The sequence below is a fragment of the Neobacillus sp. KR4-4 genome (assembly GCF_042136325.1).
Lineage (GTDB): Bacteria > Bacillota > Bacilli > Bacillales > Cytobacillaceae > Neobacillus.
This window is the reverse complement of sequence record NZ_JBHHJU010000008.1, coordinates 132,589-156,831: the sequence shown is the minus strand read 5'-3', so window position 1 is coordinate 156,831 and position 24,243 is coordinate 132,589. Positions and strand designations below refer to the sequence as shown.

The 24,243-nt window shown below is 38.8% G+C and carries 20 protein-coding genes; 6 read left to right on the top strand and 14 right to left on the bottom strand.

The features are described 5' to 3' along the window. Nucleotides 1-3: 3 nt before the first annotated feature. Complete coding sequence (locus tag ACE198_RS10845) at nt 4-2,079, bottom strand: (Fe-S)-binding protein (RefSeq protein ID WP_375375579.1); 2,076 nt, start codon at nt 2,077-2,079, stop codon at nt 4-6. A gap of 286 nt (nt 2,080-2,365) precedes the next feature. Here ACE198_RS10845 and ACE198_RS10840 point away from each other — a divergent pair, with 286 nt between their 5' ends. After that, on the top strand, nt 2,366-3,244 hold the full coding sequence (locus tag ACE198_RS10840; RefSeq protein WP_375375578.1) for a LysR family transcriptional regulator: 879 nt from the start codon (nt 2,366-2,368) through the stop codon (nt 3,242-3,244). A 91-nt stretch (nt 3,245-3,335) separates the two neighbouring features. Here the strand turns inward: ACE198_RS10840 and ACE198_RS10835 are convergent, their stop codons facing one another. Both ACE198_RS10835 and ACE198_RS10830 read right to left on the bottom strand, forming a co-directional pair. After that, a complete protein-coding gene (locus ACE198_RS10835; RefSeq protein ID WP_375375577.1) occupies nt 3,336-4,121 on the bottom strand; it encodes an adenylyltransferase/cytidyltransferase family protein in 786 nt (261 codons plus the stop codon). A 146-nt stretch (nt 4,122-4,267) separates the two neighbouring features. Next, nucleotides 4,268-4,735 (bottom strand): flavin reductase family protein, encoded by a 468-nt coding sequence (locus ACE198_RS10830; protein ID WP_375375576.1) that lies wholly within the window; start codon nt 4,733-4,735, stop codon nt 4,268-4,270. Between the two features lie 374 nt (nt 4,736-5,109). On the opposite strand from ACE198_RS10830, the gene ACE198_RS10825 reads away from it, so the two are divergent. Continuing rightward, nucleotides 5,110-6,378: an MFS transporter gene (locus ACE198_RS10825; protein ID WP_375375575.1), complete on the top strand. Its 1,269-nt coding sequence runs from the start codon at nt 5,110-5,112 to the stop codon at nt 6,376-6,378. Nucleotides 6,379-6,524: 146 nt separating this feature from the next. On the opposite strand, the gene ACE198_RS10820 is transcribed toward ACE198_RS10825, so the two are convergent. Further along, nucleotides 6,525-8,321, bottom strand: coding sequence for a V4R domain-containing protein (locus ACE198_RS10820; protein WP_375375574.1), 1,797 nt, complete (start codon nt 8,319-8,321; stop codon nt 6,525-6,527). Nucleotides 8,322-8,498: 177 nt separating this feature from the next. On the opposite strand from ACE198_RS10820, the gene ACE198_RS10815 reads away from it, so the two are divergent. The 3 genes from ACE198_RS10815 to ACE198_RS10805 are packed head-to-tail and all read left to right on the top strand — an operon-like array spanning nt 8,499 to nt 11,623. Then, complete coding sequence (locus tag ACE198_RS10815) at nt 8,499-9,395, top strand: alpha/beta fold hydrolase (protein ID WP_375375573.1); 897 nt, start codon at nt 8,499-8,501, stop codon at nt 9,393-9,395. A gap of 33 nt (nt 9,396-9,428) precedes the next feature. Then, entirely contained in the window at nt 9,429-10,598 is a 1,170-nt protein-coding gene (locus ACE198_RS10810) for an acyl-CoA dehydrogenase family protein (RefSeq protein ID WP_375375572.1), read from the top strand. A 56-nt stretch (nt 10,599-10,654) separates the two neighbouring features. Next, entirely contained in the window at nt 10,655-11,623 is a 969-nt protein-coding gene (locus ACE198_RS10805; protein ID WP_375375571.1) for a VOC family protein, read from the top strand. A gap of 221 nt (nt 11,624-11,844) precedes the next feature. On the opposite strand, the gene ACE198_RS10800 is transcribed toward ACE198_RS10805, so the two are convergent. The 10 genes from ACE198_RS10800 to ACE198_RS10755 form a co-directional block, all read right to left on the bottom strand. Further along, a complete protein-coding gene (locus tag ACE198_RS10800) occupies nt 11,845-13,065 on the bottom strand; it encodes an MFS transporter (RefSeq protein WP_375375570.1) in 1,221 nt (406 codons plus the stop codon). Nucleotides 13,066-13,148: 83 nt separating this feature from the next. Next, nucleotides 13,149-14,375 carry a Gfo/Idh/MocA family protein gene (locus ACE198_RS10795; protein WP_375375569.1) on the bottom strand — a complete coding sequence of 409 codons (1,227 nt, stop codon included), beginning with the start codon at nt 14,373-14,375 and terminating at the stop codon, nt 13,149-13,151. A 202-nt stretch (nt 14,376-14,577) separates the two neighbouring features. Continuing rightward, nucleotides 14,578-15,372 (bottom strand): IclR family transcriptional regulator, encoded by a 795-nt coding sequence (locus tag ACE198_RS10790; protein ID WP_375375568.1) that lies wholly within the window; start codon nt 15,370-15,372, stop codon nt 14,578-14,580. 235 nt (nt 15,373-15,607) lie between these two features. Continuing rightward, nucleotides 15,608-16,285, bottom strand: coding sequence for an isochorismatase family protein (locus tag ACE198_RS10785; protein ID WP_375375567.1), 678 nt, complete (start codon nt 16,283-16,285; stop codon nt 15,608-15,610). A 59-nt stretch (nt 16,286-16,344) separates the two neighbouring features. After that, nucleotides 16,345-18,312 (bottom strand): TRAP transporter permease, encoded by a 1,968-nt coding sequence (locus ACE198_RS10780; protein ID WP_375375566.1) that lies wholly within the window; start codon nt 18,310-18,312, stop codon nt 16,345-16,347. A gap of 47 nt (nt 18,313-18,359) precedes the next feature. Beyond that, nucleotides 18,360-19,442: a TAXI family TRAP transporter solute-binding subunit gene (locus ACE198_RS10775; RefSeq protein ID WP_375375565.1), complete on the bottom strand. Its 1,083-nt coding sequence runs from the start codon at nt 19,440-19,442 to the stop codon at nt 18,360-18,362. Between the two features lie 99 nt (nt 19,443-19,541). Further along, nucleotides 19,542-19,805 carry a hypothetical protein gene (locus ACE198_RS10770; RefSeq protein WP_375375564.1) on the bottom strand — a complete coding sequence of 88 codons (264 nt, stop codon included), beginning with the start codon at nt 19,803-19,805 and terminating at the stop codon, nt 19,542-19,544. Between the two features lie 2 nt (nt 19,806-19,807). Then, nucleotides 19,808-21,058: a Rieske 2Fe-2S domain-containing protein gene (locus ACE198_RS10765; RefSeq protein WP_375375563.1), complete on the bottom strand. Its 1,251-nt coding sequence runs from the start codon at nt 21,056-21,058 to the stop codon at nt 19,808-19,810. 45 nt (nt 21,059-21,103) lie between these two features. Beyond that, entirely contained in the window at nt 21,104-21,847 is a 744-nt protein-coding gene (locus ACE198_RS10760) for a class II aldolase/adducin family protein (RefSeq protein ID WP_375375562.1), read from the bottom strand. A gap of 313 nt (nt 21,848-22,160) precedes the next feature. After that, the gene (locus tag ACE198_RS10755) at nt 22,161-23,162 is read right to left on the bottom strand and encodes a PhnD/SsuA/transferrin family substrate-binding protein (RefSeq protein WP_375375561.1); all 1,002 of its coding nucleotides are present in this window, start codon (nt 23,160-23,162) and stop codon (nt 22,161-22,163) included. A gap of 356 nt (nt 23,163-23,518) precedes the next feature. Between ACE198_RS10755 and ACE198_RS10750 the strand changes: the two genes are divergently transcribed. Further along, the gene (locus ACE198_RS10750) at nt 23,519-24,148 is read left to right on the top strand and encodes a class I SAM-dependent methyltransferase (protein ID WP_375375560.1); all 630 of its coding nucleotides are present in this window, start codon (nt 23,519-23,521) and stop codon (nt 24,146-24,148) included. Nucleotides 24,149-24,243: the final 95 nt, after the last annotated feature.

Sequence of the window (24,243 nt, the reverse complement as noted above, 5' to 3'; positions counted from 1 at the left end):
TTTTTAAAACTCCACCGACATCTCAATGATTTCAGCAATATCCAGCGTTTGCACCTGTTCCTCAACTTCCTTGGCCTTTGTGCCATCGGAAAGCATCGTTAAACAATATGGGCAATTGCTGCCGATGACCGTCGGATTCGTTTGAAGCGCCATTTCCGTGCGAGCTATATTCACCCGGGTCCCTTCGCGCTCTTCCATCCACATCCTTCCTCCTCCAGCACCGCAGCAGAGTGCATTTTCCCGGTTTCGTTCCATCTCGAGCAGCTCAATTCCCGGGATTGCACGGAGGATATCCCTTGGAGAATCATAGATATCATTGTAGCGTCCGATGTAACAAGAGTCATGATAGGCCACTTTCTCTTCAATCTTCTTAGTTGGCTTGAGCTTTCCTTCCTTCAATAAATCAGCCAGAAGTTGGGTATGGTGAACGACTTCCGCTTCCAGCCCAAATTCCGGGTACTCATTTTTGAAGGTGTTAAATGCATGGGGATCGGTCGTCACGATTTTGCGCACGCCGTACGTCTGGAACGTCTCAATGTTTTGAGAGCATAAGTCCTGGAATAAGTACTCATTCCCCATCCGGCGTGACGTGTCCCCGGAGTTTTTCTCTTCATTGCCGAGAATCGCAAAATTCACACCTGCTTTGTGCATCAAACGAGCAAAGGATCGGGCAATCCTCTGGCTGCGGATGTCGAACGAGCCCATCGAACCAACCCAGAATAAAACATCGAATTCACTAGTCTCATCAACAGTTTTGATAATATCCTCCATACCTTCCCGCCATTTGATGCGTTGATTGCGGTTCGTACCCCAAGGATTTCCTTGTCTCTCGATATTATTGAAGTAGCGTGAAGCCTCAGCCGGCATCTCCCCTTGTGTCATGACCAAAAATCTTCGCATATCGATAATTTTATCCACATGTTCATTCATCACCGGACATTGATCCTCACAATTTCGGCAGGTTGTACAGGCCCACAATTCTTCTTCCGAGATGACATCCCCAATCAGGTTTGGCATTTCTATAGTAGCCGCCACCTCGGAATTTACATCCGCTCTTGCTAGTAGAGCAAATTGATTGGCCCTCGCATCTTTAAAAGCAAAAGCTGGTACCCAAGGCGTACGCGATGTGATTGAAGCCCCCTTTTCCGTCAGGTGGTTTCGCATTTTCAATATGAGTTCCATTGGTGAAAGGGTCTTACCTGTACCGGAAGCAGGACACATATTTGTACATCGTCCGCATTCAGCACAGGCGTACAGATCAATTAGCTGCTGTTGGGTAAAATTCTCGATTTTTCCAACGCCGAATTCCTCAGCCTCTTCATCCTCAAAATCAATCTTTCTCAATCTTCCAACAGGTCCGACTTTCTTGAAAAATAAGTTGAACAACGCGAATAGTTCATGGGCTTGCTTAGATTGCGGGACGAACACCATGAAGGACAACACTGTCAGCAGGTGCACCCACCAAAATACGTAGAATAATACTGTTCCTGCTGTCGTACCAATCCCGGAGAATACTGTCGCAACCACTCCGGAAAATGGAGCATAGACGAAATCCGGTTCATGCCCGAGCATCACGGTTTCAAACCCCAACGTCAGCAGGATGGACACAGTCAGCGTCGTTAGAGCAATGATAACCACAGCAGCTTTAACATCTCTCCTAAATTGCAAGCGCTTTAATTTTTCTATATAACGACGGTAAAAAGCAAATGCCACACCGCAGAGCATGAGGAAGGTTGTCCATTCCTGCATGAAACTGAAATATTTATGCGCGACACCGAAAGGGAATTCGAACCCATTGATAAATCCCTTGATGATGATTTCGATAAGCCCTATTTGGATGATGAAAAAACCATAGAACAAGATAAAATGCATCAGACCGCTTTTCTTGTCTTTAAACAATTTTCTTTGACCAAACCCATTGACTAACACGCTATTCAATCGTTCTTTGAGGTTCAGTTCAAAAGTTGGTTTCTTACCGAGCTTTACAAACAAATAACGACTGTATACGATTTGGAAAAATAAATACAACGCATATCCTGTCACCGCTAGAACAGCTGCAAAATTTAAATATACTAGCACCAATGCACTCCCTTTCCATACTCTCTCTGTTGCTTCCACCAACCGTATTCTTTACACTTAGGATTGAATGGGGCATTGTTTCCTTAACTAATTCTTGCATTTGCAACCATGCGCACGGTCTTTTGCTAGAAGATCTCCAGCTATTGTTGTTAGGAAACATCTTCCGTTTTTGATTATTCTAAAAATTCTCTATCTTTACGTTTATAGTAGCATCCGTTATACTATACTTCAAATATCTATTTAGTAGATTTGCGATACGATTAAAATATGGATAGGTGGTCATCAGATGGATATACGCCAACTACGTTACTTTGTGACAGTAGCAAATGAAGGTCAAATTACACGTGCGGCAAAAAAATTGAATATGGCACAACCACCCTTAAGCCAACAGTTAAAGATAATTGAAGAACAGGTAGGGACCGCTTTGTTTTTCCGGAACAGTAGAAGCGTCGAATTAACGGAGGCTGGATTGTTACTCTACCAACGTGCGGTAAGTATCCTCCAACAAATTGATGACACTTTAATCGAAGTGAAAGAAACGGGAGATGGACTAAGGGGACAACTCTCAATCGGAACTGCGAAGACATGCGCCGTGACATATTTACCGGAAAGAATTCAAACTTTCCTTAATAAATATCCACTCGTTACATTTCGCATACTGGACGGTCATCCCTTTCAAGTCGTTAAATTGGTAGAAGAGAGGCTAGTAGAACTAGCTGTAGTTCGTTTTGTATCAGATCTACATTTAGATTATGGAACAAGGACGTTACAAATAGAGTCTTATGTATTATTCGTTCCAAGTAAATGGGAGTGGGATCCATCCAGAACATCTATACATATGAAAGATCTTGAAGACATTCCACTCGTCATGGTCGTCCGTGAAAACAAGTATGGGCCATATAGCGCCATCCATGATACCTGTATAAAACAAGGGATCAAATTGAACATCGTCTGCGAATGTCATGACGCTGCCATAATATTTTCTTTTGTCGCTGCCGGGATGGGAGCGGCTGTCCTGCCAAAATCAACTCTTTCCATACATCAGTCAAATGATGTTAAAATTGTCGAAATAGTGGATTGTCCACTGCATAATAAAACCACTCTTATTTGGGACCAAAAGCGACCACTATCGAAAGTTGCTCAACGATTTATGGAGACGTTTTGATAGAGCTACCTTTATCTCAAAACCATAGTTTTTGAGATAAAAAAAAAGAGGTGATTTCGCCTCTTTTTCTTGTGGTATTTTCTATTATGACTTAATATGGTTTGCTTTCTATTTTTTCTAACCATTTAATCGTCAGGACACTATTAAAACTAGGAGGTTCATATTGTAGAAGAATTTTCTTTTTCGACTTCACTTTCGCAATTGCCTCTGAGATCGTATCATCTTTTTCAATTAATATTTTATACTCCCCTATATTTGGAAGTGAATAATTTGGTAAAATGCCATTTTTACAGCAATACTTTGTTTTATAATAGTCTCCTAGTAAACTTGGAATTTCTTGCAATCGACATTCACTTAAATATTTTCGAATAAGTGTCGAACTAATTTTTTGCCCATGCCACTTTAGCTCATCAACAATGGTTACACCAATATGCGGTGGCACATGGTCTTGAATCGTTTCGGCATTCCCACTTGCTTTTGCACCGTATGTATAGTCAAAGCCGCAAATGATTTCCTTTGCGCCCAGCCCAATAACATAATTCTTTATAAATGCAGCCGCTTCAACTTTTGCTAATTTCATTGTAAATTCAACGACATAAAACACATCGACACCTAATTGTTCAAGCTTTTCAATTTTTTGCTCGATTGGCTCTAAATAATTCACCTCAAAGCCTGGATTTAGGACACTTTTCGGGTGCGGAAAAAAGGAAAGGACCGCCAATGAAAGCTGATATTTCATTGCTTTCCGCTTTGCAGTCTCCACAACTTTTTGATGTCCAAGATGTACTCCATCAAAGTACCCTAAAGCCATCGAAACATCTCTCGCTTCTACCTGTAAATCGCGTAAATTAACTTCATTCACATAAATCACTTCCATTTGCGATTCCTCCCTTCTTTATCCTCTTACTTTAATCAGAAATGTTTTTCTTTATCGATGTGGATGGTACAATTGTTTGTTTTGAGCGTTCTGCTTCAAGCAGCTGCTCGCCTGCTAACTGAATATCCATGGGTTTTCTCCTTTGATTAAACGATGGCTAATTCTGCTAATTGTCGATATTTCCCACCAAAAAATAGGAGTGGGTTTTTATCTTCTAAGTGTAAATCTATTACTTTTCCAATAAATAATGTGTGATCACCTTCTACATGTTCTGATACAACTTCACATGCTATTTGTGCAATCGTATCTTTTAATACAGGCAGGCCGCTTAATTGATCAAATTGTACATCCTCACCCAGTTGGCCCGCGAAATGACGCGAATAATGTTCTTGATCTTCACTTAAAATATTGACCGAGAATTTTTTCGATTGTTTTACTTTTTCTAAAAATTTCGCTTTATGACCAATGGAAATGACGACTAATTTTGGGTCAAGTGATACAGACATGAAGCCATTTGCCGTCATACCATGTGGTACTCCATCATTTTCTGTTAATAACACCGTTATACCTGTAGCAAATTTCCCCATTGCATCTCGAAATAAGCGATCATCCATTCTAATTCCTCCTTATCGTTAGTGGATGTTACCATCATAAAATAATCAAAAAAACATTATAATTGCTACTTTTATTGAAAATCCGGAGAAAAACAATAAAAATCAATGACAAGTTTGGCTTTATATTGATCAATTAGAAAATTTAGAGTTGTAAAAATATATACAATCTTATAGAATGTTTCTTATCGCAATATTCCGAAAAATCATTTGATATTTTTTATTTTTCCTTACAACTAACAAAATGTCTAAAAACTTAATTCAACCACAGATTACATAAGTTGGGAGCGATTCGATTTGAATTAAATGTAAGCGCTAACAAGTATTTCTTCGGTATAGGTATAGAAAAACTATTTAAAACTTAGGGGGATATTATAATGCGTTGGACAGTATTAGCCATGCTTTTCTTATTGTCTATTATGAATTACACGGATAAATCAGTGCTTGGCTTTGCTGCAGAACCGATTATGAATGAGCTGAATTTGAATTATGAGCAATTCGGTTTAGTCGGTAGTAGTTTCTTTGCGGCTTATGCGATTGGTAGTATTCTCCTTGGTACTTTAACTTATCGCTTCAATACAAAGTATTTACTGATACTGATTGCTTTAGGTTGGACGGTTTCTTTATCTAGTGCCTATTTTATTGATAGCTTATCTGGATTAATCATCATTCGTGTTACTTTAGGTTTCTTCGAAGGTGGTACATATGGATTATGCGTGGCCCATGTAGCAAAATGGTTTACAAGTGAAACACGTGGATCTGCTTATGCGATTATGACGTCTGGGACAACCGTTGGGACGTATTTAGCTGCACCGGTTATTGTATTTTTAATTGGCTCAGCTGGGTGGCAACATACATTTGCAACATTGGGTATAGTCAGTCTAATTTGGGCAGTTGTCTTCCTCTTCATGAAAAGTCAACCGAAAGAACCGATTCAAGAAACGATTGCGTCCCTGCCCTCTACACAAGAAGCTCTATTCAAAGATATTATTAAAGTTATGTTGAATCCTTACGTCCTTTCAGTAATGGTCGTAGGTTTTGTATCGATGTGGGCCAATACGTGGGTTATTACGTGGGCACCAACATATTTAGCAAAAATTGTTGGACTTGACGCACAAGTAATGAGTATCGTGTTTGCAAGCATGGGGATTGCAGGGACAATTTTTGCCATCTTCGTTGGAAAATTTACGGACATTTTATTCCGCAAAAACAAGAGCCTTATTAACTCATACGATAAAGTGTTAACAACAGTATTGATTATAGGTGCTATTGCTTTTGGACTGACAACAATCGTTGAATCGCCAATTTTAGCGGTTATTTTCCTTGCGATTGGCTTAATTATGAATACATGTCTACTTCCACTTGGTACGACGATAAAAACGTTGATCGTTCCAAAAAACTTAATTGGCAGTGTTTCAGGAATTTCACTATCCATTTCGAGTATGGCAGGAATTATCGGACCATTTATCACAGGTTATTTAATTATGTTAGCAGGAGACGATATTCGCTCTGGCTTCAACTCAGGCGTATTAATCGTTGTAGCGTTATATATCATCAGTGCAGTTTTCTTACTAATGACACACAAACGCAAATCTGCTATCACGAAAAAAGAGGAAGCTATTACAGCACCTGTGGTTATTGAATAAATATAAATAAAAACTCATCGAAGATGGCCCTATCCATTTCCGATGAGTTTTTTTTATGACAACGTTTACAAAAGTATGTATTTACTCAGCTGTTTATTGATCAGACATTAAAGTTGATTAAATCAAATTTTCAGCTACTAATTGTCTTAATCAAATTGTAATTCCCCTGATAAAATAAGTGCCTGTATAACTAATAATATATAGGCGGTCGTTGATGCGTTTTTAACTGTGAATTGCAACAGCTCTTCAATTTGTTTAATCCGATATTGTATTCCACCAATTGATAATGATAGCTCTTCCATTGTTTCTTTTAGCCTCTGTCCATTTAATAAATACACATAAAGTGTATGCAGCAACTCTCTTTTTCGTGGATCATGGAAATGATATAAGTCTTTTAATGTTTTTTTCGCCATTTCATGCAATTGCTCTAAACTCATATTCGTGACGATATCCCCTAGCATACCTAAATCTTCATAGTCTGTCATAAGCTTTTTATTTGGGAATCGTTGAGCAACCCGTGCCTCTTTTATGGATTTTTCGAAATCCTTTAATTCTGTAAAGGCCCCGCTCATACCTAAAACATAATTATAGTTGACATTTTGCTTTTCTATCTCCTGAAAAATCTTATTGAATTTTTTCATGAAAGCTTGTTTATCGTTAAATTGTGCGTTTAATAAGACAATTTCCTCCCCAACGACAGCAAAAATACTAGGCAACTCCCATTTTTTAAATAATCGTGACATTTGAATAAGTTGATCATGTAAATCAATGATTTCATTATTCGACTTTAGTTTTTGAATATGGATAACAGCTGTAGAAAAGGGAGGCTCAAATTTAAAAGGCAAAAACTTGAAATATGATTCAATGTCTTTGATGTTTTGATTATGAATTAACCGGTCTAAAATGGAACTTCTCATTCGTTGCTGTTCCTCAAATTGCGCCTCCTCGTATAAAATGCACAACGCCATCACATTCGATATTCTTTCTAAAAATAAAAAATCATTATTCTCTATTTTCTGAGGTGAAAAGTAGAAAAATGAGCAAGTTGCATAATGTTTTTTATTAATTAATACAGGTGTTACTAATTTAAAATGGGAACGACCTGCATAGTACGATACAGCATGCTTCTTTTCGAGATAGTTTAAATTCTTTTGTTCTTTTTTTATGCTTACTAATTGTTGCTCAGTTAGTCCGATTTGACTTAACTGATGTCCATGTATATCTTCTATCAGCATCGGAATATAGAGTAGTTCGTAAGCAGTTTGAAGTATTTCATCCATCGAATGTTTTTCGGTCACGTTTTGTGTGAGTTGACTGTGGAAGGTCGATATTTTTTCAAGCATATGCTTATGGTGCAGCAAGGTATCATACGTCATTTCTAATTCCGACAAAATATTATCACTTTGATATAAATTAATTAACTCCTGTTTCGCTGGTAACCAATCTTTTTCAAGACGAATTTCAAATTCGCAGCAAGGATCCCCCTTCGCAACACATTTCGTTTCTATAGCAATAATCGATTCCCCAAATTCATAGGATAATGCGCCACTGGCAAATCCACATAATGTGTGACAAACACATTCTGTGGCAAGACCATAATTTTGATCATGTAGCTCCGCTTCGAACGACTCAACCCATTTCCCCCATGTGTCGATACATTCGATAGAACCATCTGGATGTTTCACAATTTCCCCCATGAATATCACATCTTTTACGTGCCCCAGTCTGGCATGCCCTTCACCAAATGTTTTATTTTTCCTAGTTTTATTTTGTAAATAGTTTTTCGCTGCTTCCATCCCAAATTCTTTTCCGAATCGAAACAGGAACCCTTTTGTTTTATACGACCCGATATTATTAACCAAATTATTTTTTAGTGTCAGAAAGGCGTTCGCCGACATTAAAATATTTTTGGCCTCTCCTGTGTCAAACGAAATATTACTCATGAACAATCCCCCTGTTCCCATTTCTGATACTAATATTAATCAATATAATTCTAATTTTCAATAAATTTTATAGATTCATAATATTTATTCAATAAAAACTACTATGATATTTAAAAATTCAAACAGTTATACTGAACTCAGAAAAGCCAATACAAACAAACTAAGGAGGTAATACATATGACAATTTTTGAAGGTTTTCATAATAGCTGGGTCTTAGCAAATGGAGTTCGTACCCATTATTCATGGGCAGGCACAGAAGGACCGGCAGTTATCTTATTACATGGTGCAGGTCCAGGTGCTGGTGGAGCAGCAGGTTGGCGCTTTATGTTACCCGCTTTAGCAGAAGCCGGATATCGTGCATATGCACCTGACCAATTATCAATGGGTTTAACTGATACACGCCCTCATGCATGGCCAGTTAATGGGCATCAAAGTTTAGTGAATCATGTACATGATTTTATAGAAGCATTATGTCTAGACCAAGTGTACTTAGTTGGTAATTCACAAGGTGCTTATGTAGCAGCTAAATATGCTATTGACCATCCAGAAAAAGTGAACAAAGTTGTTTATATCGGTAGTAACACGATTTATCAGGCAATGCAGGAAATACCAGAAAGAAAATTAAGATCATTTTTAGAAGTAATCGGCTATGATTATACAGAAAATTCACTTCGCAAATTCATGAATCGCAATTCAGGTGGAGATACGGTAGTGCCAGAAGAATTAATTCAATTACGTCATCATGCTGCAAATCGGCCAGGTGTAAAAGAAGCAAACAAAGCATTCGATGATTATTTAGCAAAAATGAATACGACCACAAAATTATGGGATCGATTCTGTATTAAAGATTCCCTGCCAAAACTAAAAGTTCCTGGTAAATTTATTTGGGGTAAACAAGATGCTGTTGCGTCAATAGAAACCGCTTACAAACTGGAAAAATTACTACCAAATATCAAGTTTGAGTACATTGACAATTGCGGACATCAATGTCAAACAGATCAGCCTGAACTGGTTAATCAGCTTGTCATAGACTTCTTAGCACTTAAGAATGAAGATGCTGTAACCGTTAAATAATTATTTAAATCCATGTTGAAAGGAACTGATTGTATGGCAGTACTTGTTGAAAATAAATTGCTTTTTAATGAAATAATCGAAAAAGCGAAAAGAATTGGTGAAGCCGCAGAGCTTGAAGCGTTACAAGCCGATCAAAATGCCACAATATCTGAAAATATTGCAAATATTATTCGGAACGAAAATATTCATCGTTTAATTCTTCCGAAAGAATATGGTTACCCACAACTTGATTGGCGTACATTTGTCGATATGGTCAGCACAGTTGGCTATTACAATTTATCGGCAGCTTGGCTCACATACTTTTTTTCAGTGCACAATGCATGGGTGTCATATTTACCAAAGCCGTTACGTGACGAAATCGTTAACCAAGGCGGCTTTGTAGCTGATGTTTTTGCACCTATAGGGCAAGTAGAAAAGTGTGAAGGCGGCTACTATGTTTCTGGTAAATACAACTTTGTAAGCGGTATCAATTATTGTGATTGGGTTGGCGTTGGAGCGATGATGAAATTTGACGATTCTGAGAAGCCTGAACGAGTGGGTATTTGCTTAAAAGTGTCTGATTTAGAAGTTGTGAAAAACTGGGATTCTCTTGGATTACGCGGCTCAGGTAGTAATACACTGATTGTTGATAAAGTTTTTGTAAAACCTGAATCGATTCTTCGTTTTAGTAAAATTATTGAGTGCAGTCAACCGCCAGAAAAGGATTTCGATCAAGATTATTTATATTACAACACCCCCTTTTACCCTGGCTTCTATGTTGGATTTGCTGCAATGGCGGTAGGCGGCGCTGAACGTGTATTACAAGAGTTTGAAAAACATACAGCAGGTCGAATTCGCTTCTCAGGTGTCGTTGAAAAAGAATCTCCTACAAGTCAGCGTGTACTTGCAGAATTAAGTATAGAAATGGAATCAGCTAAAGCTTTATTAAACCAATACATTGTCATGATGGAACAAGATAAAGGTGGTCCTTATGAAGGGGCTAGATATAAAGCAATACGAGCTACGATTATCGATAAGTGCGTCAATATTGGTGTTAAAAGTTTATTAACACTTGGCGGACATGCCTTATTGAAAGGTCATCCTGTTGAATTGTTTGCACGTGACTTAATTGCGATAGCTACTCATATTACATCTTTATACGAAGATGGTATTTACGGTTATGGCAGACATTTATTTGGTATCAAAACAGGTATCCAAGGATAATAGGCTGCCAGTTTTACAACCTACTGGTTCACATTCTTTAAATTGAGGTGAAAATTATGGAAAAATTCATTTATGCTCCAGAAATTGCAAAATTAGGTCACGTTGCATTAGTAACAGAGGACTTAGAATCATCACTATGGTTCTTTAAAGAAGTAATCGGTTTAGAGGAAACACGTGCAGTTAATGGTACACACTATTTACGTGCCTGGGGTGACTTTGAGCACCATTCCCTTTCAATCAAAGCTGGAGAAAAGTCTTACATCGACCACATCGGATGGAAAGCAAAACGGCGTGAGGATGTTGGAACCTTTGCACTTCTTTTAGAAGATGCTGGCACAGATGTACGCTGGATTAAAGATGGTGAAGAAGTAGGTCAAGGAGAAGCGATTCGTTTTGAATTACCAAGTGGGCACCGCTTTGAAATTTATTACGATATGGAAAAACCAGCAGCTGAGGAAGGTCGTAAATCAGTGCTGAAAAATCAAGTATATAAATCTTGGGCAAAAGGTGTTTCACCACGACGCATCGACCATGTCAATTTGCAAACTTCAATGGATAATAAACGAATAGTAAACTACTTAACAGAAACATTAGGCTTTAAGCTTCGCGAATACTTCGTTAATCCAGATGATGAACAAGTAGCTAGCTGGATGAGTGTTACAAACTTAGTACACGATGTTGCGATGATGACGACGAAAAATTCAATTGGACCCAATGAAATGCACCATATCGCCTACTGGCTAGATAACTCTCAAGACCTTTTACGTGCAGCTGACATTTTATGTGAAAATGAAGTTGGCTTTGTTGGACCTGGTAAACATGGTATTTCACAAGCGATGTACATTTATGTAAAAGATCCAGGCAGCGGCCTTCGTGTTGAAATCTTTACAAATAGTTACTTAATCTTCGAGCCTGATTGGGAGCCTATAAAATGGAGCTACGATGAATACCTTAAACATGGCTCTACCTATTGGGGCGATCGTCGCCGCGATGATGTAAATCGGGAACAACCAGTAAAAGCATAACTTAGTTTCCTGCCACCACCCCACATATCATTCACTCATAGAAGAACGACAAATCCCAAATTCTCAATTTTAAATTGTGATAATTTGGGATTTTTTATATGACGCTACTCCTTGCTGGTACATCTATTAGTGCATTTTTATTAACAATTTTTCCATTTAAAGAATTTCACATCAGTTCAAACATTAGAAGAATTTTGCCCCTATTTATTTTGGGATATGTTTTAATTTGTTTTTTTCGCTAGTCTTTCTTTTTCATCTCTAGATGAAAAAGATAAATCACTCATACTATCATGTGCATTTCCATTTTCCACCTTCTGCAATCGAGTAAAAAAAGCTCCTAAAAGGAGGACAATCCCGGATACCATAAAAATAGCTGAAACCCCGGCTATTCTTCCCACTGCCCCAAAGAAAAAGGGCGAGACGAACTGGGAAGATCGGTTAAAGGTCAACCGTAAGCCCAATACTTCTCCCTGCTTATCTAGCGGACTTACCTTCATTGCATAAGCCAGACTAAGGGGCTGCCCTAATCCTAACCCAATCCCTAGAAAGACAGCGATGAGTCCGTAGAGAACTGGAAAATCACTTACATTCAATAACATAAAAGAAAGCCCGCTGATTATCAATGTGGAGGTTAAAATTTTACCCCGCCCAAAGATTTGCAATAGGCGAAATTGTATGAGACGAACTCCAATAGATGATGCGGCCACAAGGGATAAAACGATCCCGATGCTGCTAGCGTTCATTCCGACTCCAGTACCCAAAACAGGAAAATAAGCCACAAAAAGATCTTTTGAATACAATACTAACCCGCTGATAATAAGTGCTTTCCGTAAATTAACATGTTTTAGCATTTTCCATGAGGATGTTTTATTACCCGCTTTTTCTATTCTAGAGGCAACTGCACTTTTCCAGAATTTAATTGGTACAAGCAAGCAGCTGATTAAGACGATACCGACAATTACAGCAGCCATGGCGAACGTAAAGCGAAAACCAACGTATTCATATCCAAACCCGCTTGCGAGGGGCCCGATTAGCTCGCCTAGCGAACCTGTTAGGCTAAACATAGCAATAAGATTATCCTGGTTCCCTGGAAGGTTTCCAACCGTTTTTTGCAATGAAATGAGACAGCAAATTTGCGAAAAACCCATTAGTAATTGCGAAAAAAAAAGTGTTGGAACAATCGGGTTGATGATCGGAATCAATACAGACACTAACAAACCAATACTTCCTAACAAACACATATGCCGAGCGCCGTATGCATCCAGCCACTTCCCAGCTTTAACGGCAAAAAGCATTGGAAAAAATGCATAAGCCGAAACCAAAATTCCAATAACACTCACGGATATACCTTGTGAATCGGCAAATAAAGAAACAATTGGTCGTGTTCCCTGCACTGCAATAGAAATTAACGTTTGAATGATTAAAAAGTAAGAAAGAACCACCCTTCCCTCACCTCAAATAAAGGATAACAAGCTTCAACACCTGGTGTGTTGAAGCTCGTCTTGCACCCTTTTCCAAATTTTTATCAATATTTATTTCTCGCTATTTGCTTAGATGAGTTAATAGCTACTTGATGCTTCAGGTAAATTTCCTTGCGTTCCCTGGCAGATTTCAGGACTGCTTGACAAACTTCTAAATTTGCTTTGCCCCATTTACCATCATGAATAGGAGGCTTATCAAAGGCAACCGCATCATATAGCTCGGCAATCATTACATCCCGACCGGTTTCATTCCCAAGCTGAATCTCCACTTTATCGCTTTCTCCGTAAACGTACAACCCATTCGGTGATTGACGGATGTCGCCCCGCTCACAACTAACAACCGTTAATCCAAAAAACGGCTGATGAGCTTTTTCTTGATCATAGTTTTTTGCATGTTTTCCACCGTATCCTTTTAGACTTTTTAACCTCCTTTCCTCCTCACTGCTGCTCAATTGCTGAATAGCTTTACGAGAAGACCCGTAGCCTTGATTCCTTTGTGATGGACCACCTTCACCAATTCCAAACGTAAGTTCCGTAGTTAAAAAATGATCATATCCATTATAAACAGCAGTTGCTGCAGTCCCATCTTCAAATTCTAAAAAGGCTGCATGGGCCCCTTCTGTCGGACGAGATTCATCCCACCGACCAGCCATTGCACGGACACTTCTAAGCATACCTCCGCCAATATATCGAATAACATCAAACTGGTGAGAACCCTGTCGATAGGTTACACCACCACCGAGCTCTGTATCTAGCTCTTCAGGTGTACGCGGACGGTACATCCAGTCATTATAATACCAATTGTTAATCATCCGCACCTTCCCAAGCGTACCTTTTTCAATAATTTCTCTTATCTTTCGTATAGGCGGTTCAAAACTAAACGAATGTCCGACGATCATATGAATACCCGCCTGTTCAGCAGCCTGAATAAGCAAATCAGCCTCTTCAACTGATACTGCTAAAGGCTTTTCAACAATAATATGTTTTTTATATTGCGTTGCAATTCTCACATGTTCTACATGAAATTCCGTCGGACTTGCTATGTAAACAGCATCAACCTGCTCACTTTGACATAAGTCCTCTACACTCAAGTAATACTCAGCCTGATAATCCCCAGCAAACTTCTTCAACCGTTCTTCATTTCTACCGCTTGCTGCTGTAACCTTTACATTTGGGTGTTTTGCAATACTTGGAAGCAGGGCACTACCCGCATTTCCCAATCCGACAATCCCTATGCGGAGCAAATACGGATGATCTTGAAAATTCATCATTATATCATTCCTTTCATTTGTGATTAGTTGAAAACTTTTTCATCGTTTTCACAATACGGAACGCATTCCATTTTATAAGCTTAAGAAAATTATAGCATTTTTTTGAATTTGTTTTCAATGATTGTTATAAATATTCTGAAAATAAAATAAAACTGCACGAATACCAATCTAACTTTGTATCCGTACAGTTTTTTATCGTTAATTACTGTGTTATTTGCATGTTGAAGCGATTTTGCGCACCACTGTCTCCCATGGATTCTGAAATCTTGTAAGCAGTATACATAACTTGCTTAATAATAAATGGCTTTCGATCTTCTGATAATCGATGGATTGGCCCAGCTGCTGTTAATCCACCAATAAGTCTTCTAGTATGATCGAAAACGGGTGAAGCAATCGCAAATGAACCTTTAAGTCGATCATCAATAGAGAGAACGAATCCTTGTTTGCGAATAATCTCAAGCTCATTTTCTAATACGATTTCCTCTATAGGCAATTGATTAAGCTTTTTCGCATCGGCAATAATTCTCTTACGTTCGGTTTCCTCCAGGTTTGCTAGCAGGATTTTACCGGAAGCCCCTGTCCATAAAACATTACGCTGGCCAACTTTGACAATATTACGAATTTCCTCTGAACTTTCCACCATTTCAATGCACACTCGTTGATCTGCTTCAATAATATTTAGATCAATTGTTTCTGACAATTCTTCAGATAGCCTTTTCATAAACGGTAATGCTGTGTCCCTTAAAGACATATTTCCACTCACCACAGCACCTAAATTAAATAGCTTAAACCCTAAACTGTATTTTTGGGTTTGTTTATCCTGTTTTATGTAGCCGCATATCGCCAGTGTAGCAAGCAAGCGATAAATGGTGCTTTTTGACAAATTCGTTTCGGCGGCCAGTTCACCTAATGATTTTTGCGGATTTTCAAGTGTAAAACATTCCATAATTCTCAAAGCTCTTTCCACAGATTGTACTGTTTGAATTGATTCTTTCATCAAAACTCCTCCGTCTCTAAAACCAATATGTACCAACACTTACCTCCTACGCAAGAAAATACCTAAATTAAACTATATATACATAATAGTTTATCATGTTTTTATGGGTAAGAGTTACTACTGCTTTTGGAAATGAACGGGATAAACAATCAAAAACCCTTTTAGGACCAGAGCTGTGGATTATCATTACCACAGTAGTTTAATATATAATGAGTGAACTAGGTTCGACTGATTTTTAGAACGCACCCAATCTTAAATCAAGATGCCCTTTCACCTCACCAAGGCTCATAACATCTGCATATTTATGGTGAAGGTCAAACAAGCTTACTTTATGAGAAATAATACTTCGGTCAAATGTACATTCTTCTACTATAACCGGATGAAATCCGTAAGAATAAGCATCTACAGCCGTAGCTCGAACACATCCACTTGTGCTCTCACCGCAAATAATTAAAGAATCAATGTCCATCCTAGTTAGGTAAGCGATCAATGGAGTTCCAAAAAAACAACTGGCGCGTTCCTTTTGAATGATAATATCGGTTGGTGCTGGTTGGAAAGCTTCATGTATTTCATAAGAGTTATCATGCACAACATTTCGCTGCCTATTTGTTGCTTGAATGCGATTTGTACCCTGTGTGGAGTAAATCAATGGTATTTGATGGCTTCTAGCCAATGAAATCAATTGTTTGGTTGGCTCAATGGCATTCCAAGCATGAATCCCGCACGAACTTGGATACTTTTTCACCACATCTTTTACAGGCAAAGAACCACCTTCGTAGACCAGATTATAAAGATCGACCAGAAGCACAGCAGGCTTCATTCCAATGAACGTTACCCGTTCATATGATTGATAAATATCCCTCGTGTCAGAATCTATCACATCATGCCAACAATATTGTTTCACTTCACTCATTTCAAGCCTCCTTATCATAAAAAGTCTCCAGGTTTTAATCTGGAGACACATATTACCGCTTATGCTTCAAGAATATTAACATCCTCTGTATTCTTATCTGGGTTTAGGCTCTTCTTAGCTTTTATTCGATTCATACTTAAAATCGTAACAGTAATAATGAGTCCTATTACGTCACTAATCAACCCCGGTGCAATTAGTAAGATGCCGCCCACTAATAAGATCACTTGTTCCAACTTGTTCATTCTTGCTTTATACCAGCCTTCCACAGCAGCAGCAATCGCAATAACGCCAATCACTGACAATACGATACTGGAAGCGATATCCCACCATGTACCTTTTAAAAGGATTCCTGGATCATAGACAAAAATAAACGGTAAAATAAAAGCGACAATCGCTAGTTTACAAGCATTCAGACCAATTTTTACCGGGTCCGCCTGTGCGATACTTGAAGCTGCAAATGCCGCCACTGCCACAGGAGGAGTGATAGCCGATAAGCAGGAGTAGTACACGATAAATAGATGGGCGTTCAACGCAGGTATATCCATATTGATCAATAATGGTGCTGCTAACACTGCCGTCAAGATATACGCAGAAGAAACAGGCATCCCCATTCCAAAAATAACACATAAAACTGCCGTGGCTACTAATGTTAAGAATAGACTTCCAGCTGTTAGCGAGAAAATTAATGTTCCAAACTTGGAGGCAAGACCTGTCAGCATAATTCCATCAATCAGTATTCCAGCTGCTGCACAGGCCATGGTCACAGGGACCATTCGTTCAATCACTTCTTCAAAAATTAGGATCAATTTTTTATACCCGATCCGATATTCTGGTTTTACCCAGCTGCACACAATGACAATTGCCGTTGCCAATACAGCAGCCAGGGAAGCGGTCATTCCGTTCATAATGCCAATTACCAAGAATACGAGAGGAACTAGGTAGATCCAGCCTTCTTTAAACACATCGCTTATTTTGGGGATCTCTTCCTCTTTTAACGTAGGCATATTTTGTTTGATGGAACGGAAATGCACCTGTAAAAAGATTCCTAAATAGTAGAGTAAAGCAGGAACTGTCGCCGCTATCACGATTGCACCATAGCTGATTCCTGCGTATTCAGACATCAAAAAGGCAGCGGAACCCATGATCGGCGGCAAAATGCTGCCACCTGTGGAAGCGGCTGATTCCACTCCTCCAGCAAATACGGGTGAATAACCCATCTTTTTCATCGTAGGAATATTAATCGATCCTGTGGTTAACACATCTGCAGTCGGACTGCCAGATATCATCCCAAACATTCCGGATGTGATAACCGTAATTTTGGCAGGTCCACCAACACTTCTGCCTGAAATGGTTGCCGCTAAACGGAAGAAAAACTCTCCCCCTCCAGCTGCAGTAAAAAAAGCGCCAAACAAAACAAATAGAAAAACATAGGTTGCTGCCACGCCAAGCGGTGTACCAAAAACTCCATTCGTTGTGTAGACCATATCATCTAAAAAGTGATTATAGTCTATTACGCGATGAGAATACGCGCCAGGAATATACTGCCCCCAAAAAACGTAGGCTAAAATAACGAGGACTACAGAAGTAAGTGTAAAACCCAATGTCCGTCTTGTTGCTTCGAGTGTTAATAGTACCGTCGCAATTCCTATTGCCATTTCTAACGGGGTTAACGGATTAAATAATGGGATACGCTTCAAATAAAGTTCAATATTCATTAAGAAGTAAACACCAATACCAAGTGACATTGCAGCCATAAAAATATCCAGCCATGTTGGCTTCTGCCCTTTCACTCTCTTCGTCGAACTAAATTGCAGGAAGGCAGCGGTTAAAACTAAAGGATAAAATACAGTGGTATATTGAAATAGATCCATTGTTCCAATTGCTCCAAGCCATACTTCAAAGATAGTCAAAATAATAGCCATCGTTAAAATCATTTTACGAAAGAAACCGGTTAGGACTCTTCGGTTGCCTTCCTTAAAAAATGCCCGGAATAGTCCCATTTCTTTTTCAACTTTTTGAGAACCCAATTAACTCCCACCTTCCTCGGTTCATGCAAATGGTCAGATATTAGAAATTACTTAATAGCCCCAATTTCTTTATAGAATGCTTCTGCTCCTGGAGCTAATGGAATTGCTCCAGTATCTGCCAGATTTTCTGCTGTCATGTTTTTCACAGCCGGGTGTAGAGCTTGAATGTTCTTTAAGTTGTCAACTAATGACTTGGCCATCTTGTATTGATCGGTAGCACTGACTTTGTCGTTGACTAAAATAATCCCGTTGATTCCCACTGTTTGTACATCTTCCTTCTGAAATTGATAGGTTCCTTTTGGAATGGTGTATGCATTTAACTTCCACTCTTTGCCTAGAGTATCGATGGTATCCTGATTAACAGACCAAAGCTGAAGGTCAGTCTGAACCGCATTTTCTTGGACTTTCGCGTCTGGAGCAAAAACAAAGTCAATGGTAATATCCATTCGGTTACTTCCCATTGCTTCCCAACGCTGTGAACTGCCTTCCCATGTGAGGGATCCTCCCCAATCTTTCAATTTTTCATCTGTGATTCCGTTAGCTTCAAGTGCTGTATTGGCTGCCAAGGAGTTCAGGTTTCCTTGTTGATTAATCGCAATCCTTGCAGGTACTTTTTTCTCAGCTATTTCCTTCAAACTTTTAACTTTGTACTTTTTCGCAAAGGCATCACGGACGGATATCTGCATGGATGCGTTTTGGTATATACTTCCAATTGCGTGCATATTTTCATATTTCTGGGCAAACGGCGGTAACCCTTTGATTGCTGCAATCCCTTCCACATCTTGAATAAGACCAAGCTCAACTTGTCCTTCATCGACTAACTTAATATTTCCAGCACCGCTCCCTGGTTCATAGGTTGCCGCTGATCCCGCATAACTGTCAGCGAATGATTTGGAAACAACTTGACCAAGACCGGACCAAAAACCGCCTACTGAACCGCCCGCCAATGTCACTTTTATGGCATTGGTGTCTGTTTTATCAATTGGCTGGCTTTTCACAGTTCCAGTATTTCCAGCTGGTGCAGAGTTTGATTTTTGAGTCGACTCACCGTTGGAACATGCCACCATTCCAGTTAACAACGTACAGCCAATGATTGTAAGACCCCATTTAGAAAATTTAGTATTTTTCACTATTTCGCCTCCTGTTTTTTGGTTCTCGGTCCTTATTACTGGAATCGCTTTCAGAAACATATAGAGGATTACACCTTCCAAGGCGTATCCAAAAAAACCTTAATCATCTTCTTCCAGCTCCATTGTTGTCAGTTGCTTTACCTCTGCTGACTCCCAAAGGTACCCGCAAGAATGGCACCAGCAAAAATATACATTTTGCTCTGATCTCCAATATTCCGTAATGAAACTGCGCGGGTCGCTCATCGACTGACCGCAATGGCTGCAGTAATTGACTGTTGGCGCAAATGTAGTGTCTCTCTCACCCTTTTGGATTAGGGAGGAATCGACAAATGGTTTGTCTTTCCCCCTCAGCATAAATGTCATTATTACTTAACCCCCACTTTGTCAAATAATGCGACTACATCGTCAATAATTGGTGAGAAACGCGTCTGGAATCTCTTAAATACACTTTCAAAGCCGTCACTGAAATGATGCTTTTTTCTCTCCAACGGCAGGACGATGATATGGTTATCCGCCTCATTCCGAATCGTTCCAATCGGGTCTTCACCCTGTGCCACTTTTTCAATTTCCTTTTTAAGCATTTGCCGATAGAAAATGATCCCCTTATCCGTAGTCCCCAAACGTTCTTCCGTTCGGTCTGCGATTGTCCCCTGCGTAATCCAGCACATAATATCCTGTCCATCAATGTAATCGGTAATAAATTCGCCGTTTTCATCTCTGTAAGGAACATCATATAATGGAATTTCTTTTAAATGATGAGGAATTTCTACATCAAGTCCTGGTGCATACGCCATATACCAGATATGCCATGTGGTTTCATCATCAATCGGAACTCGGATCTGGAATTGATAAGACCCAAGACCGCCACTGCCAACCGCCAGCATAAAAGGAAATACGACTGGATGTCCGATGCGCCAATCATCACTGTCTTCTGACTGTCCTTCTAGCAATCTCCTTTTAACAACGCCATATTCAAATGCATCAAAAGCAATTTTGTTATGCTTGCGTTGGAAGGCCACTTCCTGTGTTTCTCCTTTTAAACCTGTTACATAAGCATGGTAATGACCATGGAGCCACTCAGTATGGACGGGGTCAAGTGAATTTTCCATAATTTGCATCCAGTTACAAGGGATAACCGCGCTGCCAATCATACGCACAGCATGCTCGACGACAAAGCCGTCAAAACGTGGAAGCAATGGTGCCGGTGCTGGACCGAGATAAGCAAAAATGAGTCCACCCATTTCCTCTACCGGATATGATTTTGTTTTAACCCGGTCTTTAAAGGTACTGGTATCCGGTTCATTTGGCTGCTCCGTACATTGCCCTTTTTGATTAAAGCACCATCCATGATACTGGCAGCGCAATCCCTCTTTTTGAGGCATTCCATATACTAAAGATACTTTTCTATGAGGACATCTCTCGTCAATTAAACCTAGATTGCCAGACAGGTCACGGTAGAGAACCAAATCTTCACATAAAACTCTGACTTTTTTTGTTGGCTTGTTTTCTAGTTCACTCACTGCAGCGACTGGAATCCAATAGCGGCGCATTAAATTTCCCATTGGTGTATCGGGTCCAACACTAGTTAACAACTCGTTTTGTTCTTGACTTAACATCTAAATGCCCTCCTATTATTCATAATTATAAGATTTAACCCTTACCTATTTAGACATCATTGTTTGTGGTGATTGTTCATCAATACCTTCTAAGATGCCTTGTTTTAATGCCCTTTGTTCATGGTAGGTCCATACTTTCTCAATAATACTTGGCTGCCAGGCTGTCTCTCTTGTTCGGACTAGATTATCTCCGGTTAGCACCCTAATCTCTCGTCCCAAGAGCAAAGCATCATATTGTTTTTTTGCATTTTCTTCAATAAATACTGATCGAGCGAAAGCCGCCTTTACACTTTCAGCGGCAACAACTGTTCCGTGATTACGCAGCTGAACAGAAATTTCCTTACCGATTGTTTCGGCTAATTCTGCTCCCAATTCCGCGGTGTTAATTAAACTTGATTTCTCATAAACGGGTACGTTGTCCACAAAGGATCCGATTCCGAAAACTGGCTTCATTGCCACATCTGCTATTCCAAGCACGGTTTGATAATGCGGATGGTTGTGAATTACACTTAATACGTCACTGCGTCTTTTATAGATTTCTGTGTGAATATGGTATTCACTTGGCGGTTCTGAATCTCCCTCTAACAATTTTCCATTTAAATCACACATTACGATATCACCCACTGTAACAGATGCTCTGCTTGCCTTTCGGGAATTAATGAAAAATCGGTCAGTACCTGGAATCCGACAACTGACATGCCCATTCATATCCAGCAGTTCAACCGCTTCTAACAAGCGTATTGCTTTTGCTACTTGAAGCTTTAACTCTTTTTCATCTACTTGCCCCATGATCTTTCCCCTTTTTAAAAATTTTTTTGTCAAAAGGATTAAAATTATTTCATTAAACCGCTTTCATTGAGGTCTATAAAAACCACCAAGTTAACTTTTAGAGTAAAAATTTCGAAAGTCCATAGTTTGTTATAATTCCATATAGCGGAACGCGTTCCATAATGTGGTTATTATGTTTTTCATTATACTGACAGTGAAAACCTTAGTCAATACTGAATATTATTTATTTTCTGAATTCATTTTTTTCAAAAAAAGGTAGCAGCAGCTCTAATTGAACATAAAGACTAGCTTTATGGCCAAATAAGCTTTAAGTTTATAGTGTGTATGCTTCTAGAGTCGATTGTGCAAACAAATCCTCCGCACTTAATCGATTATTAATCATTCCTTGCTCATACGAATACGTAACAGCTGCTTCTAAAGTTTTTCGATTTTTCTCCAACCCATATGGCCAGAAATCTTCTCCCATTAATTGACGGGTATTTTCCCATTCAGAAACAAACCAAGGCAAAGTTACTTTTAAAGCTGCTGTTTGGTTAAATCCGTCATAAACTTTCTGCTTTGCTTCCACAAAAGCCGAATAAAGATTGGCAGCAACCCATGGATGCTCTTTCAGAATTTCATCCTTAATAGCAACAACATGCATAATTGGGAAGATGCCTGTTCGTTTATAGTAATCTTTTTCGATAGATACATTGTCTGGAAACAGCCGTTGCACTTTCGGCGACCCCTTTAAAAAACAGGATGGAGCTCGTGGAGCAATAAAAGCATCTATTTCTCCATCTTCAAGCATTTGATTTAAGGTTTGTTCTTCATTTATTGGCTGGATATTAATATTGTCCGGTAACGAGAGTTTTATTTTTTCAACTCGGCCCGGAGACTCCTGTCCACCTGTAAACCAGTTCATTTCGGACGGATGAACACCATACTCATGTTGTAATATTCCACGAATCCAAAGGCAGGCCGTCAACTGGTACTCTGGAATTCCAACCCGTTTTCCTCTTAAGTCCTCCGCTTTTTCAATTCCAGAATATTTATTAATATAAATGCCTGAATGACGGAAACTTCGAGACATAAAAACAGGTATTGCCGTGAAGTTTGGAAAACCGCGGTCTTTAGCAATTAAATAAGAGGATAGCGATAATTCGGATACATCAAATTCCTGATGGCGCATCATTCTCCAAAAAGTTTCTTCAACCGGCATGTTCAGCCAGTTTAAATCAATTCCTTTTGCTTGAACAGTTCCATTGGTTAAGGCTTGAATTCGGTCATAATCCCAACACGCAAAATTTAAATGCAGCTTTGACAATTTGATCACCCTTTCTGTTTCACAATGTGGAATGCATTCCACATTATGATTTGATTATACTGCTGATATAGTGTTTAATCAATACTGAATATTAATTATTTTCAGAATTTATAGTTTATAAAAAATCAGTATCAAAATTAACTATGGGCTTTAACGATAGCCTAATACTCTCTCTTCGGTTTTTCTTCTACTTTCTTCAATAAATCGATAACCTCTAGTGTCCTAAGTTTTTTAGTATAGTACTTTCATGATATTTTATCAAAAATTTAATAGAAAATATGATCAGAATTGCTTTGTGTATCCATGGATATTATAATCTTTCAACAGGAACGATTATTTAAGCAATTTGTAAAGGAGATTGAGTTATGACGGAATTTTGGGAATCAAGTTTTATCCAAAATCAAATGATGTGGGGATTCGAACCCTCAGACTCCGCAATTTTAACAAAGGACTTTTTCCTTGAAAAGAATGTAAAGGATATAATGATTCCTGGTATTGGGTATGGAAGAAATGCAAAGGTTTTTATGGACAACGGAATAAATGTAACAGGTATTGAGATTTCAAAAACAGCGATTGAATTGGCAAGGCAAAATGGGCTTACTATTCCTATATTTCATGGTTCAGTAACCGATATGCCCTTTGATAATAAGCTTTATGATGGTATATTTTGTTATGCACTTATTCACTTATTAAATGATCGTGAGAGAGAGAAGTTAATTAAAGATTGCTATAGTCAGTTAAAGCCAAACGGTTATATGATTTTTACTACTATTTCAAAAGAAGCCCCAATGTTTGGAAAGGGTAAACAACTAGGGAAAGACTATTTCGAGATCATGGAAGGGGTAAAAATGTATTTTTATGATGATGACTCCATTAAACAAGATTTCGGGAAATATGGACTGATAGAATTTTCGGAAATTGTTGAACCACATAAGAATGCGGAAAATAAACCTCCATTTAAATTTTTAATGGTAAAATGTCAAAAGGTACTATAATTTAGGATTTGTCTGCATACAAAAATGCACTTACTTTGTAAAGTAATTTATATTTTTAAATGTAAAAAATGATAGGAGCCATTATGGCCCCTATC

Coding starts and splice junctions, on each gene's coding strand:
- ACE198_RS10840 (WP_375375578.1), top strand. CDS start 2,366: ATGGATATACGCCAACTACGTTACTTTGTGACAGTAGCAAATGAAGGT.
- ACE198_RS10835 (WP_375375577.1), bottom strand. CDS start 4,121: ATGGAAGTGATTTATGTGAATGAAGTTAATTTACGCGATTTACAGGTA.
- ACE198_RS10830 (WP_375375576.1), bottom strand. CDS start 4,735: ATGGATGATCGCTTATTTCGAGATGCAATGGGGAAATTTGCTACAGGT.
- ACE198_RS10825 (WP_375375575.1), top strand. CDS start 5,110: ATGCGTTGGACAGTATTAGCCATGCTTTTCTTATTGTCTATTATGAAT.
- ACE198_RS10820 (WP_375375574.1), bottom strand. CDS start 8,321: ATGAGTAATATTTCGTTTGACACAGGAGAGGCCAAAAATATTTTAATG.
- ACE198_RS10815 (WP_375375573.1), top strand. CDS start 8,499: ATGACAATTTTTGAAGGTTTTCATAATAGCTGGGTCTTAGCAAATGGA.
- ACE198_RS10810 (WP_375375572.1), top strand. CDS start 9,429: ATGGCAGTACTTGTTGAAAATAAATTGCTTTTTAATGAAATAATCGAA.
- ACE198_RS10805 (WP_375375571.1), top strand. CDS start 10,655: ATGGAAAAATTCATTTATGCTCCAGAAATTGCAAAATTAGGTCACGTT.
- ACE198_RS10795 (WP_375375569.1), bottom strand. CDS start 14,375: ATGATGAATTTTCAAGATCATCCGTATTTGCTCCGCATAGGGATTGTC.
- ACE198_RS10790 (WP_375375568.1), bottom strand. CDS start 15,372: ATGAAAGAATCAATTCAAACAGTACAATCTGTGGAAAGAGCTTTGAGA.
- ACE198_RS10785 (WP_375375567.1), bottom strand. CDS start 16,285: ATGAGTGAAGTGAAACAATATTGTTGGCATGATGTGATAGATTCTGAC.
- ACE198_RS10770 (WP_375375564.1), bottom strand. CDS start 19,805: ATGACATTTATGCTGAGGGGGAAAGACAAACCATTTGTCGATTCCTCC.
- ACE198_RS10765 (WP_375375563.1), bottom strand. CDS start 21,058: ATGTTAAGTCAAGAACAAAACGAGTTGTTAACTAGTGTTGGACCCGAT.
- ACE198_RS10760 (WP_375375562.1), bottom strand. CDS start 21,847: ATGGGGCAAGTAGATGAAAAAGAGTTAAAGCTTCAAGTAGCAAAAGCA.
- ACE198_RS10750 (WP_375375560.1), top strand. CDS start 23,519: ATGACGGAATTTTGGGAATCAAGTTTTATCCAAAATCAAATGATGTGG.